At 69.1% G+C, this 12,970-nt stretch carries 11 protein-coding genes; 6 read left to right on the top strand and 5 right to left on the bottom strand.

The annotated features are described in order from the left end of the window. Positions 1-291: 291 nt before the first annotated feature. The 5 genes from CHC02_RS09325 to mksB all read right to left on the bottom strand — a co-directional run bounded on the left by CHC02_RS09325 (position 292) and on the right by mksB (position 7,817). The gene (locus CHC02_RS09325; protein ID WP_089391195.1) at positions 292-1,851 is read right to left on the bottom strand and encodes an ABC transporter permease; all 1,560 of its coding nucleotides are present in this window, start codon (positions 1,849-1,851) and stop codon (positions 292-294) included. Continuing rightward, positions 1,851-2,858: an iron ABC transporter substrate-binding protein gene (locus CHC02_RS09320; protein ID WP_089391194.1), complete on the bottom strand. Its 1,008-nt coding sequence runs from the start codon at positions 2,856-2,858 to the stop codon at positions 1,851-1,853. The genes CHC02_RS09325 and CHC02_RS09320 overlap by 1 nt, the downstream gene beginning before the upstream one ends. Positions 2,859-2,981: 123 nt before the next feature. Next, on the bottom strand, positions 2,982-5,819 hold the full coding sequence (gene mksF / locus CHC02_RS09315) for an Mks condensin complex protein MksF (protein WP_089391193.1): 2,838 nt from the start codon (positions 5,817-5,819) through the stop codon (positions 2,982-2,984). Then, positions 5,816-6,550: an Mks condensin complex protein MksE gene (gene mksE, locus CHC02_RS09310; protein WP_089391192.1), complete on the bottom strand. Its 735-nt coding sequence runs from the start codon at positions 6,548-6,550 to the stop codon at positions 5,816-5,818. Before mksE ends, mksF begins: the two co-directional genes overlap by 4 nt. Beyond that, complete coding sequence (mksB, locus tag CHC02_RS09305; protein ID WP_089391191.1) at positions 6,540-7,817, bottom strand: Mks condensin complex protein MksB; 1,278 nt, start codon at positions 7,815-7,817, stop codon at positions 6,540-6,542. The genes mksE and mksB overlap by 11 nt, the downstream gene beginning before the upstream one ends. A gap of 191 nt (positions 7,818-8,008) precedes the next feature. On the opposite strand from mksB, the gene CHC02_RS09300 reads away from it, so the two are divergent. The 6 genes from CHC02_RS09300 to rimI all read left to right on the top strand — a co-directional run bounded on the left by CHC02_RS09300 (position 8,009) and on the right by rimI (position 12,828). Continuing rightward, a complete protein-coding gene (locus tag CHC02_RS09300) occupies positions 8,009-8,614 on the top strand; it encodes a hypothetical protein (RefSeq protein WP_089391190.1) in 606 nt (201 codons plus the stop codon). A 160-nt stretch (positions 8,615-8,774) separates the two neighbouring features. Next, positions 8,775-9,839, top strand: a complete 1,065-nt coding sequence (locus CHC02_RS09295) for a hypothetical protein (RefSeq protein WP_089391189.1) — start codon at positions 8,775-8,777, stop codon at positions 9,837-9,839. Between the two features lie 15 nt (positions 9,840-9,854). Beyond that, a complete protein-coding gene (locus CHC02_RS09290; protein ID WP_089391188.1) occupies positions 9,855-10,400 on the top strand; it encodes a DUF6160 family protein in 546 nt (181 codons plus the stop codon). Positions 10,401-10,458: 58 nt separating this feature from the next. After that, positions 10,459-11,463 (top strand): DUF6160 family protein, encoded by a 1,005-nt coding sequence (locus CHC02_RS09285; protein WP_089391187.1) that lies wholly within the window; start codon positions 10,459-10,461, stop codon positions 11,461-11,463. Between the two features lie 106 nt (positions 11,464-11,569). Beyond that, positions 11,570-12,379 carry an energy transducer TonB gene (locus tag CHC02_RS09280; RefSeq protein WP_089391186.1) on the top strand — a complete coding sequence of 270 codons (810 nt, stop codon included), beginning with the start codon at positions 11,570-11,572 and terminating at the stop codon, positions 12,377-12,379. Continuing rightward, positions 12,376-12,828, top strand: a complete 453-nt coding sequence (rimI, locus tag CHC02_RS09275) for a ribosomal protein S18-alanine N-acetyltransferase (RefSeq protein WP_009617416.1) — start codon at positions 12,376-12,378, stop codon at positions 12,826-12,828. The genes CHC02_RS09280 and rimI overlap by 4 nt, the downstream gene beginning before the upstream one ends. The last annotated feature ends 142 nt before the right edge of the window (positions 12,829-12,970 follow it).

Genomic DNA, 12,970 nt, shown 5'->3' with positions numbered 1-12,970 from the left:
GCTTTTCGTAGGAGCGAGCTTGCTCGCGAATCGTGTTCACCGGTGGCTTCGGTGCTTGGGTCTGGCTCCTTTCCCTCTCCCTAAAGGGAGAGGGGACCGTTGGGCAGACGCTGGTGTTCTGGAGTCAGCCGGCAACACCCAAAACTGCCGGCTGGAACCGGATCTTCTCTCGGCACGGACAAGCCCCCTCTCCCTTCAGGGAGAGGGCTGGGGAGAGGGTGCTCTTCGGGATGATACCTTTCGCGAGCAAGAGCCAGGCGCCCCCCTCGCTCCTACGAAAAGCCTGGCGCCTCAGCGGCTGCTGCGCGCCGCCCGGGTGGTCAGCAGGTACACCGGCACCCCCGAGATCAGGATCAGCAGCGCCGCATAGGGCGCCGCCGCCGCGTACTCTAGCGTCGAGGTATGCACCCACACCGCCGTGGCCAGTGTCGTCAGCCCGGTGGGCCCGAGCACCAGGGTCGCGGTCAGTTCCTTCATGCTGTCGAGGAACACCAGCACGAAGCCCGCGCCCATGGCCGGGGAGATGATCGGCAGGGTGATGCGCAGGAAGGCGCGCAGCGGCGTCTGGCCCAGCGTGCGGGCGGCTTCCTCCAGTTGCGGCGAGGCCTTTTCCAGGGCCACGCGGATCGGCGCCTGGGCCAGGGGCAGGAACAGCAGGGCGTAGGCGATCAGCAGCAGGGCGCTGGTCTGGTACAGGTCCGGGACGTAGTGCAGGGCGAAGTACACCAGCGACAGGGCGATCACCAGCCCCGGCAGGGCCTGCAGCAGGTAGGGCAGGCGTTGCGCCCAGCGCGCCAGCGGCCCGGGGTAGCGCACCACCAGGATGCTCACCGGCAGCGCCAGCAGGCAGCCGAGCAGGGCGCCGCCGAAGGACAGCGACAGCGACGACAGCAGCGCCTGGCCGATCTCCAGCAGCGGGAAGGCCGCCGAGGCGCCGGTGAGCAGCCAGTAGCCGAGCATGGCCATGGGGATGCCGGTGCCGATCACCACCAGCGCCACCAGTAGCAGTTGCAGCGGCCATTTCCAGGCGTGCAGGCGCACCCGCTCGGCCTGGCGTGCGCTGCCCTGGCCGGTGCGCACCAGGCGGCCGCGGCCGCGCATGCGCAGTTCCAGCCACAGCAGCAGGAAGCACAGCGCCAGCAGCACCGAGGAGAGCATGGCCGCGGTGGCGTTGCTGAATTCCAGTTCGAATTCCTGGTAGATCGCCGTGGTGAAGGTCTGGAAGCGCAGGATCGACAGGGCGCCGAACTCCACCAGCATGTGCAGCGCCACCAGCAGGCTGGTGGCGGCCAGGGTCGGGCGCAGCAGCGGCAGAGTCACCCGCCGGAACACCTGGCGGCGCGACACGCCGAGCATGCGCGCGCTTTCCTCCAGCGACGGGTCGAGGTTGCGCAGGGTGGCCGCCAGCGGCAGGTACACCAGCGGGTACTTGGACATGGCCATGACCAGCACCGCGCCGCCCAGGCCTTCGTAGGCCGGGCTCAGCGACACCCAGGTGAAGCTGCTGACGAAGGAGGGGATGGCGAACGGCAGGCACAGCAGCACGTTCCAGTAGCGCCGCCCGGGCAGGTCGCTGCGCTCCACCAGCCAGGCGCAGGCCAGGCCGAGCAGGGCGCTGAGCACGGTGACCAGCACCAGCAGCTTGAGGGTGTTGCCGAACAGGCGGAACACGTAGGGCCGCCAGAGCAGTTCCCAGGCCACGTGCCAGCCCGAGTCCCAGGCCTTGGCCGCGACGTAGAACAGCGGCAGCGCCGCCAGCAGGGCGAGCAGGACGACCGGCGGCAGCAGCCACAGCGGCGCCTTGCGCCCGTGGCCGCCGCGGGCCTGGACCACGGGCGCGGCGATGGACATCAGTTCAGGCCGACGTCGCGTTCGAGGTCCAGCGCGTCCTTGGCCTCACCCATGTCGGCGGGGCTGAGTTGCGGCGGGTTCAGCTCGGCGAACGGCTTGAGCTGCGGGTCGGCCTGCATGCCCTTGCGCAGCGGGTACTCGGCGGACTGGCTGAGAATGGCCTTCTGGCCCTCTTCGCTGAGCATGAAGGCGACGAACTGCTGGGCTTCCTTCGGGTGCTGGCTGGACTTGAGCACGGCGGCGCCGGAGACGGTGACCAGCGCGCCCGGGTCCTGGTTGCCGAAGAAGTACAGGCGCGAGTTCAGTTCGCCCTTCTCCTTCTTCAGGGTGTACCAGTAGTAGTTGTTGATCAGCGCCATGTCGACCTCGCCGTTCTCCACGGCTTTCATGGCGGTGACATTGTTGGTGTAGATGGCGCCGAAGGCCTTCAGCCCGGTCAGCCAGTCCTCGGCGGCGTCGCGGCCCTTGAGCTTGATCACGGCCGAGACCTGCTCGAGGAAGGCGCCGCTGGTGGGGACGAAGCCGAAGCGCCCGGACCACTGCGGGTCGGACAGGTCCATCAGGCTCCTGGGCAGGTCCTTCTCGTCGATCTTCTTCGGGTTGTAGGCCAGCACCCGGGCGCGCGCGGTGATGCCCACCCAGTCGCCCTTGCCGCCGGCGTTCTGCGCCTCGACCAGGGCCAGGGTGGCGGCGTCCAGCGGGGCCAGCAGGCCGGCGCCGGACAGGCGCATCAGCGGCGGCGATTCCTCGGTGTAGATGACGTCGGCCGGCGAGCGCGCGCCTTCCTCGGTGATCTGGCTGGCCAGCTGGCCATCGCCGCCCTTGCGGATCTTGACCTGGATGCCGGTCTTGTCGGTGAAGGCCTTGGCGATGGCGATGCCGGTGGCGGCGTGCTGGCCGTTGTACAGGGTGAGGGTGACCGGATCGGCCGCGGCATGCAGAGACAGGCCGCCGAGCAGGCAGGCCAGGACAGCGCCCTTGACGCCGGCGAGCAGACGAACAGACATGGAAACTCCCGTGGTGTCGCCAATGAGAATGCAAGCCATTATATGTAACCTGGCCTTTCCGGCCAAACTCCATAGCCTGCTCATGAACACCGCCGCCGGTTGCGTGCCGGCGGCGGCGGGCGGTCAGGCCGGTTCCGCGGCCTCCTCGGCCTCGGCGGCGGGGCGGTCGACGGCGAGTTCGCGGCGGCGGATGAACTTCCAGTCCGCCTCGTCGATGTAGATGCCGCTGGGCCCGCTGCCGCCTTCCAGGTCGATGGCCACCTGCGCCGACACCTGCGGCTTGACGCTCGCCAGGATGGGCACGAAGCCCAGCTGCAGGCTGGTCTCCAGCAGCGCGGCCTGGTTGCGCTCGTCGATGTCGGCGGCCTCGTCGAGGTAGTAGGGCAGGCGGATGCGCCCGGCCTGCTCGCGGTCCATCAGGTGCAGCAACAGGTACATGTTGGTCAGCGCCTTGATGGTCATGGTGGTGCCGTTGGAGGCGGCGCCGTCGATGTCGGTGTGGACGATCGGCTGGCCGCCGACCTTGGTGATCTCGAACGCCAGCTCGAACAGGTCCTTCAGGCCCAGCTGATTGTTGTTCGCCGCCACCAGGCGCGACAGGTAGTCCTTGGCTTCCTCGTTCTTCGCATCCTGCTCGGCGCTCTGGGTCAGGTCGAACACCGAGAGGTTCTCGCCTTCCTCGTACTGGCCGGCGCTGTGGATGATCTGGTCGATGTGCTTGAGCGCCTCCTTGTTCGGCGCCAGCACGATGCGGAAGCTCTGCAGGTTGGAGACCTGGCGCCTGTTGATCTCGCGGTTGAACAGGGCCAGCTGGTGTTCCAGGTTGTCGTAGTCGCTGCGGATGTTGCGCAGGGTGCGGGCGATGTCCGTCACGGCCGCACGGCGCGCCTTGGCCAGGGTCAGGGCCTCGTCGGTGCGGTGCGCATAGGCGTTGATCAGCAGCTGCAGGCGGCGCTCGGGGTCGTCCTCGCTGTCGAACTTGGCCACGCCCTTCAGGCGCACCTGGGCGTACAGCGCCTCGATCTGGCCGTCGATGCGCTGCAGTTGCTGCCAGGTGTCCTGGTAGTCGTTGAGCAGCGGCAGCAGGTTGTCCAGGGAGTCGTCCACCGGCTCCATGAACGGCGTGCCGAAGGGCAGGTCGGCGGGCAGCAGCTGGCGGCGGCGCAGGGCGTCGTCGAGGGTGCGCTGCTTGGCTTCCAGGTCGGCCAGTTGGCGGCCCACCAGCTGCAGCTTGGCGGACAGCTGCTGGACGCGCTCGGTGAAGGCGTCGGCCGAGCGCTTGAGTTCGTCCTGGGTGGCTTCCAGCTGCGCCAGCTTCTCCAGCTTGGCCGGTTCCTCGGCGCTCAGGGTCTGGCTGCGGCGGAAGTCTTCCAGGGCCTTCTGCGCGTCGAGCACGTCCTGGTACAGCTTGTCGGCCTGGGCCTTGCTGGCGTTACGGTCGGCGGCCACGGCCTGCTGCGTCCTGAGCTGCTTGAGCTCCTTCTCCAGGCGCTCCTTCTGGTCGCGCAGGGCGGCGCGGTCGGCCAGGGCCTGCAGCGCCGGCGGCTCGATGTGCGACAGGTCGATGGCAAGGCCGGGCACTTCGAAGCGCTCGCCCTTGAAGGCGTCGAGGATCTTCTCGACGCTGCCGACCCACTGGCCGTCCTCGTCCAGGCTCACGCCCTTGTCGCCCAGCGGCAGGCTGAACAGCGCGCCGTTGAACAGGCGCATCAGGCGTTCCACGTCCTGCTGCGAGAACTCTTCGCGCAGGCGGGCGTAGCTGTTGTTGTCGGCGTGTTCGAGCTGCTGGCGCACGCTTTTCACGCGCTTCTCCAGGTCGCGCACGCGCTCGTCCAGGTCTTCGCTGGTGAACTGCCGCGAGTGCGCCAGGGCGCCGGCCAGCTCGTCGTGGGCGTCCTTGGCGGCGAGCAGTTGCTGCTCCAGGACCTTGGCGTCCTCCACCAGGGCGAAGCGGTTCTTCAGCACCGCCAGCTCGCCCATCCAGCGCTGGATTTCGCTGATCTCGCGCTCCAGGCGCATCAGTTCGGCGGTGCCGCCGCGCTGTTCGTTCTGCAGGCCGTCCTGCTCGTTGCGGTAGTGCTCGGCCTGGATCACCAGCTCTTCCTTGCGCGCCCCGGCGTAGTCTTCCCAGGTGCCCAGCAGGTTGTCGAGCAGCGGCGAGAGGCGGTGCATCTTGCCGCGCAGGAATTCGCGCTGCTGCACGCCGTTGGCCAGCGCCTCGACCAGCGGGCCGGCGGCCACCAGGGCCTGGTAGTCGCCCTCCATGCGGCGCACGTCGCGGAAGGCTTCCTCGCAGGCGGCGATGTAGTCGACGCTGCCCGAGCGCAGGCTGTGCTCGAAGGCGTCGAGGAACAGCTGCTTGAGCTTGGCCGCGGTGATCTCGCGCATGTGCAGCAGGTTGATGAACAGCGAGCGGAAGGTCTTCAGGCTCTGCTCGCTGGTGGAGCGCAGCGGGATCAGCGTCAGGTCCAGCGGCACCGAGGTGTGCCCGCCGACCAGCAGCCGGCGCAGTTCGTCGGGCTTGAGTTCGTAGGCCTTCAGCCCTGCGCGCTCGAGGCTGGCGTACAGCTCGCGCAGGCGCAGGCAGGTGCCGTTCTTCTGGTAGTGCTCCAGGTCCAGCTCGCCCTGGTAGGCGAAGAACTGGTGGCCGAAGCCGCCGCCCGGGCCGCGCCCGCCGCAGCCGATGACGTGGCGGCCGTGGGGCAGTTCCAGCTCGATGAGGATGTAGCTGGTGTCGGTGGCGAAGTAGAACTTGCGCGAGGCTTCCAGGCTGTACTTGCCGAAGCTCATGTCCGACATGCGCGCCAGGATCGGGAACTGCAGCGCGTTGATCGACGCCGACTTGCCCAGGTTGTTGGCGCCGTACACCGACAGCGGCTGCTCCAGGGGGAAGATGCCGAGGCTGTAGCCGGCGGTGTTGAGCAGGGCGAAGCGGCGAATGCCGTAGCGTTCCTGGGTCATGCCTGGGCCTCCATGTCGGCTTGTTCTTCGGCGATGGCGCGGGCGAGGGCGTCTTCCTCGCTTTCTTCAATGGCTGGCGCGGCTTCGCTCGCCACGGGCGCCGGCGGCTGGTACGGCTCTTCCAGGCTGACGATGGGCTCCTCGTCCTCCTCGGCCAGGGCCGGGGCGACGTAGGCCAGGTCCTTGGCGTGCAGGCTGGCGGCCAGGTCGCGGTCCTGCTGCACCGACAGGCAGACGTCGAGGAAGCGGTGGATCGGCGGCAGGAAGCGGTACACGCCGTTGTCCTCGGCGGCGAAGCCGAGCTGGGTGAGGCGGCGCATGACCTTTTCTTCCAGTTCTTCCTGGGTGGTCACTTCGGCCTGCAGGAACAGGTCGCGGTACTTCTCCAGCAGCGGCGGCAGCTCGTCGCGGCCGATGCTGCCGCCGTCGAGCACGGCCAGCGGGTCGCGGCCCTGGTCGGCCAGGTGCTCCACCAGGATGAAGGTGAACAGCGCCAGGCGCTGGGCGGTCTTGTTGACCTGGGCGCCGACCTGCTCGGGCACGAAGTAGTAGAAGCCGCGGGTGTCGCAGACCAGCTCGAAGCCCAGCGAGCGGAACAGCGCGCGGTACTGGTCCTGCTGGTTGGACAGCTGGCTGTACAGCTCGGGGTCGCGGCGGCTGATGTGGAAGCCCTTGAACAGCTCGCGGAAGATGGGCCCGAGCTGGGTCAGTTCGGAAAGATTAATCTGCATGGGTATCGCTCGCTTTGCCGCCCTGGCCGGCCGGTGCGGCGAGCAGGGCGAAGGAGCACAGGCTGACGCTGTGCTGGGCGGTATCGTAGTCGCGGCGCTCCAGGCGCTCGCGCTGGAAGCGGCCGTCGCGCGACAGGCGCGAGAACCAGTAGAGCAGCTCGTCGGTGGCGCCCTCGGGCTCCTGCTCCAGCAGCCAGACCATCAGGTCCGGCAGCGGCAGGGCGGCCTGGCAGCGCTCGAGCATCTCCCGCGCGGTGCGCGGCGCCGTGCGCGGGCCGTCGCCGCCACGCTTGCCGCTGGCCTTGGGGAAGTGCGCGGGCTTGGGCTCGAAGCGGGCCAGGGCGAAGACGTAGCTTTCCACCTGCGAGGCGCTGCCGAGGAAGGTGCTCTGCGGCCGGGTGAACAGCGGCAGCGCGGCCTGCGGCACGGCTTCGATGCCCTTGCGGCGGATCACCGACAGGGCCAGGGCGGCGCCGCGGGTAATGGCGTTGTGCCTGCGGGCTTCCTCGCGCAGCGGCAGCAGCAGTTCGCGGGCGCGGCGCAGGGTGAGCTGGGCGGTGGTCTGCATCTCCAGGATGCGCGCGTGGGTGCGCAGCAACTGGTCGTCGTCCACCAGTTGGCCCAGGCGCTGCTGTTCGCCCAGCAGGCGCAGCAGCACCTGCTCGACGCGGCGCACGCCCTGCTCGAAGGCGCCGTCGGCGGAGACCAGCTGGATCATCGGCTCGACGTATTCGTCCCAGGTCGCCAGGACCTCGGCGTAGCGCTGGCGCAGGGGAATCTGCCGGTCGCTGGTCTTGGCCCGCTCGGCCACGGCGATCAGCGCCTGTTCGTCGTTGGCCAGCTTCTTCAGCACGTCGCGCACGCGCATGTCGAGCAGCCGCAGCTGGCGCGCCAGGTCGTTGCCGTCGCGCACCTCGAAGGCGTCGCGGATGTAGCCGGCCAGGCGTTCCAGATGGCGCAGGTAGGCCTCGATCTCCAGGCACAGGCCCAGGCGGTGCTCGTGGCGCAGGTAGGCGAGGAAGTCGTGGATCTGGGCGTTCAGCTCGAAGCGGTTGGGGCTCTTGGCCACCGGCACCAGGATGTCCAGGCGGATCCACTGGTCGAGCAGGGCGGTGACGTCCGCCGGGCTGCCTTCGGGCAGCTGCGCCGTGAGTTGCAGGCGCAGCTCGGCCAGGCTCAGGGTGCCGCTGTCGAAGCGCTCGCAGAGCGGCTCCAGCAGGGCCCAGTGTTCGGCGAGGGCGCGCAGTACGCGTCGGGGGTCGATCATCGGGTAACCGCAGGTGACGGGTAAAGGGGGCGATTGTACTGCAAAGGTCCGCCCGCGGCGGAAGGGGTGACGAAACGCGGCAGTTTACGCCGTGCGGGATGTCGCCACGGCCCTGAAAAGCGGCCTTAACCCCCTGAAATTCCTGGCATGTTTTCTGCCAGTTGGCTCTCAGCCAATAGCTAATTGCCGCCATGACTTACGACGCCGCACTCGCCAAGGCCCGCTGGGCCGAACTGGAGCGCCAGGACGACCTGGACTGGGACCTGGACGCCATCACCGACCGCAGCGAGGCCATCGATTTCCTCAGGCGCTTCGAGAACCGCCTGTGCATCTATTCCTCCTACGTGGAGAAGCTCTACAGCAACTACAGCTTCGTGATCCCGGAGAGCCAGGAGGGCGGCATCACCATCCTGCCCAACGAGCAGGCCTGGTTCGACACCTTCCACGACATCCCCGCCGCCGCCGTGGAGCCCACCGGCATCCACATCCTGCCCGGCGAGACCATGGGCCACAGCGGCCTGTACCTGAAGATCCCCGGCGAACACCGCCTGGTGGGCTCCGCCGAGCTGCCGTTCCAGGACGGCCTGAAGCTGCTGATCCGCCGCTACCGCATGCGCGACGAGCCCTTCCTGCCGGTGCTGGTCAAGGGCGACCTGCGCGAGTACGAGGCGCGCATGCCCTCGCTGCACCTGCACCGGCTGAACAGCGCGAAGCTGCAGGCGCAGTCGCGGCTGAACCTGGAGGCCATCAAGGGCGCCATCGCCGAGCACCTGATCGGGCTGTTCCGCCACGGCTGACGGGGTTGTTACGCCAGTGTGACCTTGGGTAACACGGCGGCCACCTGCCAGCAGCCGATTCTCGACTATGGGTCGGGCCGCAAGGGCCGACGGCTCCCTATAGTGGCAGACAGGGCTTTTGTCCCTGGGTCGGCGAACGAGAAAAGAACAAGAGGTGGCCATGGCCAGCAGCCGTATCAGCCTTCCGCGCCCCACCCGTCTTGCGTTGGCGACGGGCGCCTGCCTTGCCTGGATGGCCCTGGCGGCGCATGCCGACATGGTCGCCCTGGACGACGACCAGCTCTCCGACGTGCAGGGCGCCGGCATCGGCTTCGTGGTGGACAACGCCCTGATCGACGGCAGCAAGGCCACCACCACCGTCACCGGGCTGAAGGACCCCAACGGCAAGGACGTGTCCATCGCGGTGCGCAACCTCTACCTGGGGGCCACCGGCAGCAACCACGGCAGCAACCTGCAGCCGGTCACCATCGGCCGCCTGACCTATCCCTTCAAGCTCAACCTGGCCAAGGGCTCGGTGCTCACCACCCAGCTCGCCGACGGCCGCGTGGTCAACACCCTGCCCAGCGACGCTGACGTGCTCGAACTGGCCTTCCCGCCGCTGATCGCCAACAACGCCGGGCAGCCCTGCATCAGCGGCTTCGCCGGCGCCGGCAACGGCTGTTCGAGCCGCGCCAGCGAGAAGGTCGACCTGGGGGCGCGCTTCGACTTCACCGTGCCGGTCAGCGGCGGCACCCGCACCGACGTGCTGGCCCTGGACTTCCAGGACCTGGCGATGGACGGCAGCTACCTGCGCCTGTGGGGCTCCAGCGCGCGCAGCCAACTGGTCGGCGAGCTGCGCCTGAACCTCTATGCCAAGACCCTCGACATCCTCTCCTGCGCCGCGGGCAACGCCAGCTGCGCCAGCGCGGCGGAGAAGGCCGCGCGCAGCGTCTACCTGACCAACGCCTACGCCAGCGTCGCCCTGGGCTACGGCAAGTCCCAGCCGCTGCTGCTGTCGGTGACCGCCGACGGCAACTTCATCCTGGAGCTGCCCACGCTGACCGCGGCGGCCGCGGCGGACTTCTACGCCAACGCGCCGCGCACCAGCCTGGTGATCGACAACCTGAACATCGGCGGCACCCGGGCCTCCTACGGCGCGGTGCCGACCGGCGGGGTCAACCTGGGGCGCAGCGAGTTGTCCGGGCTGAGCTTCAACTACCTCAAAGTCACGTCCCACAACCTCTGAGCGGAGCACGGCACGATGAACCTTCCACCGCTGCTGCCGACCAGGCGCCTGTCACGGGCCGGCGCCGTCGCGCTGCTGGCGCTGCTGGCCGGCACCGCCGCGCAGGCCGAGCTGCGCACCCTGCCGGACGACGACCTCGGCCGGGTGGTCGGTCAGGACGGCCTGAGCCTGGGCGTCACGGTCAACGTCCAGAAGACCCCCAGCATCACCCGCTGCCCGGGCGGCTGCGGCGCGCGCGTGGCGATCCAGCCGGCGGGCAGCGGCAACAACTTCCTGGTGCTGGACAACATCAGCGGGACCTTCAGCTTCGACGAGGTCACGGTCGACATCCTGTCCATCAACAGCGGCTTCGGTGGCGACGGCGCCGCCTTCAACCGCCAGGTCTTGCGGGTGGGCCTGAAGGACGTCAACTTCAACGGCGTCAGCATGACCCTGGCCGGCGCCAACAAGGCCCGCAGCACCGATGCGGGCCTGGTGCAGACCGACCTGCTCAGCGCCCGCGTCGACGGCGTGCTGCACGTGCAGGGCAACCTCAACCTGTTCCAGGTGCCGGCACGATGAGGGGAGCTCGCATGGCCGGGACCAAGCTCCAGGGGGAAAACCAATGAGGCTCTTTTCCATGCGGCGCCTGCTGCTGACTGGCCTGCTGCTGTGCCTGGGCGGCGGCGCTAATGCCGAGCTGCGGGCGCTGAGCGACAGCCAGCTGTCCGACGTCACCGGCCAGGCCTTCATCAACCTGGCCACCGACGCCGCCGCGGGGATCAACTACACCCGGCTGAACATCGGCGCCACGGTGGAGACGCAGCTGAACATGAACAAGCTGCAGCTCGGCCTGTACGACCGGGCCGGCGAGGCCGCCAACAGCGCGGACATCTCCATCAACAACTTCGCCCTGGGCACGGTCAACAACAAGACCGGGCAGATCAACCCCTTCACCATCGTCGACCCCTACGTGGAGTTCGCCTACGACGGCAACAAGATGGTCGGCGTGCGCATCGGCTTCAACCAGGCCAAGGGCGTGCTGTCCGGCGATATCCAGAGTCTCACCGGGAACATCCCGGTGCACATCAAGGGCACCGCCCAGGCCATCTACGACAAGGCCTCGGTGGGGCAGCAGCTGTTGCTCGGCCTCGCCGGCATCTACCCCAGCAGCACCGTGGAGGCGGATGCCGGCCTGGTCACCTCCGGCGGCGCCAGCGACCCGGTGCGCGGCACCTACGCCGGCATGACCAACGGCTCGCGGCTGGACTGCACCAATGGTTGCGTGCCGCTGTGGACGGACATCGTCACCGGCCTGTTCACTTCCAACAGCTGCGCCATCCTCGGCATCACCACCTGCTTCAAGCTCAGCCAGTTCCAGTCGCTGCCGGTGGGCGACCTGAGCCAGGCCGGCCTGGCCGGCGCCGCCAAGGGCTTCTTCATCTCCCTGCAGAGCCAGGACGTGCAGTGGCGCGACATGGACACCGGGCAGATGATCACCGCGCTCAAGGGCGCCTTCATGAACATGCCCAAGTACCGCGACGCCAACGGCAACCTGGTCTCGCCGATCAACATCGACTTCAACCAGGCCTTCAACGGCATTCCCCGTCAGGACACCTGCGTCGGCATGAACAAGGGCTGCTGAGCGGCCCATCCGCCGGCCGGCCTTTCCGTCGGGCGCGTTTCACGCGACAATTCCGCTCCGTTGCGTTTAGCCCTGCGCCCGCAGGATGCCCACAGGTACAGGACTCTTGATCGAAGAAGCCCGCCGCCGCGCCTATCTTGGCGCCATGCAGGTCGCCTCCTGGCTGCCGCGCGTGGTGCTGCCCTTCGCCGCGCCTTCGCGCCCGCAGCTGCTGGAAGCGCCGGAGCCCGTCCAGGCCCCGGCGCCGAGCGTTGCGCCCGAAGTCGCCAGCACGCCGGCCGCCGCGCCGGAGAGGCCGGCGCCCACCCCCGAGGCCCGGCCGTCGATCCCGGTGGTGGTGCCGCGCCCCGCCGCCCAGGCCCGCACGCCGGTGGCCGCCGAGGCGCCTGCCGAAGCCGAGCCGGCCGCGCCGCGCGCCCCTGCGGAGCCGCCGCCGCGCTTCACGCTGCAGCTGCTACGCGCCGGCGCCTGCGTGCTGCTGGTCGAGCTGCCCACCGGCGAGCCCCTGGCCAGCCGCGACCCGGCCTACCTGCTGCTCAAGGACCTGCTGCGCGCCGCCGGCCTGCCGGACAGCCCGCAGTTGCTCGGCGAGCCGGTGCGCTGGCCGCTGCTCTCCGGCGGCAACATGGACCAGGGCCCGCAGGCGGCCCGCGAGTTCGTCCAGGGCTTCGTCGCCGCGCGCCTGGAAGACAGCGGCCCGTGCCGCTGCCTGTGGCTGGTCGGCCGGCCCGCCGTGCGCTTCGCCGGCGAGGCGGACGACGAGGCGTTGCTGCGCGAGCTGCCGATCGAGGAACTCGGCGTGGCCTGGGCCATCCCGGGCCTGGAGCGGCTGAGCGACGAACCCGCCCTCAAGGGCGAGCTGTGGCGCGCCATGCGCCGGGTGCGCCAGCGCTGGCTGGACCAGGACGCAGAATGACCGACGCGATTTCCTTCCGCCCGATGACCGAGGCGGACCTCGATGCCGTGCTCAAGATCGAGTACGCCGCCTTCAGCCACCCCTGGACCCGCGGCATCTTCACCGACGGCCTGAAGAGCTACGACTGCTGGCTGATGTTCGAAGGCACCCAGCAGGTCGGCCACGGCGTCATCCAGATCATCCTCGACGAGGCGCACCTGCTGAACATTACGGTGAAGCCGGAGAGCCAGGGCCGCGGCCTCGGCCTGCGCCTGCTCGAGCACCTGATGGCGCGGGCCGGCGAGCTGGGCGCGCGGGAGTGCTTCCTGGAGGTGCGCGAGACCAACCAGAGCGCCTACCGCCTGTACGAGCGCTTCGGCTTCAACGAGATCGGCCGCCGGCGCGGCTACTACCCGGCGGTGGGCGGGCGCGAGGATGCCCTGGTGATGGCCTGCACGCTGCTCGACTGACCGGCATCCCGGCCATATCCGGCCGCCGCGCACAGGCGTAGGCTGGGCGATCAATAACAAGAACAAGGTCGCGACATGAAGCCAACCGCTGCAGCGGCGGCGCCTGCCCGTCGTCATCCGCTTCCCGCCTCACATGCCGCCG

This window comes from Pseudomonas delhiensis, assembly GCF_900187975.1.
Taxonomy (GTDB): domain Bacteria; phylum Pseudomonadota; class Gammaproteobacteria; order Pseudomonadales; family Pseudomonadaceae; genus Pseudomonas; species Pseudomonas delhiensis.
The sequence above is the reverse complement of the archived record's forward strand: the minus strand, read 5'-3'. Positions and strand labels throughout refer to the sequence as shown.

Coding starts and splice junctions, on each gene's coding strand:
- CHC02_RS09290 (WP_089391188.1), top strand. CDS start 9,855: ATGAACCTTCCACCGCTGCTGCCGACCAGGCGCCTGTCACGGGCCGGC.
- CHC02_RS09295 (WP_089391189.1), top strand. CDS start 8,775: ATGGCCAGCAGCCGTATCAGCCTTCCGCGCCCCACCCGTCTTGCGTTG.
- CHC02_RS09285 (WP_089391187.1), top strand. CDS start 10,459: ATGCGGCGCCTGCTGCTGACTGGCCTGCTGCTGTGCCTGGGCGGCGGC.
- mksF (WP_089391193.1), bottom strand. CDS start 5,819: ATGACCCAGGAACGCTACGGCATTCGCCGCTTCGCCCTGCTCAACACC.
- rimI (WP_009617416.1), top strand. CDS start 12,376: ATGACCGACGCGATTTCCTTCCGCCCGATGACCGAGGCGGACCTCGAT.
- CHC02_RS09325 (WP_089391195.1), bottom strand. CDS start 1,851: ATGTCCATCGCCGCGCCCGTGGTCCAGGCCCGCGGCGGCCACGGGCGC.
- mksE (WP_089391192.1), bottom strand. CDS start 6,550: ATGCAGATTAATCTTTCCGAACTGACCCAGCTCGGGCCCATCTTCCGC.
- CHC02_RS09300 (WP_089391190.1), top strand. CDS start 8,009: ATGACTTACGACGCCGCACTCGCCAAGGCCCGCTGGGCCGAACTGGAG.
- CHC02_RS09320 (WP_089391194.1), bottom strand. CDS start 2,858: ATGTCTGTTCGTCTGCTCGCCGGCGTCAAGGGCGCTGTCCTGGCCTGC.
- mksB (WP_089391191.1), bottom strand. CDS start 7,817: ATGATCGACCCCCGACGCGTACTGCGCGCCCTCGCCGAACACTGGGCC.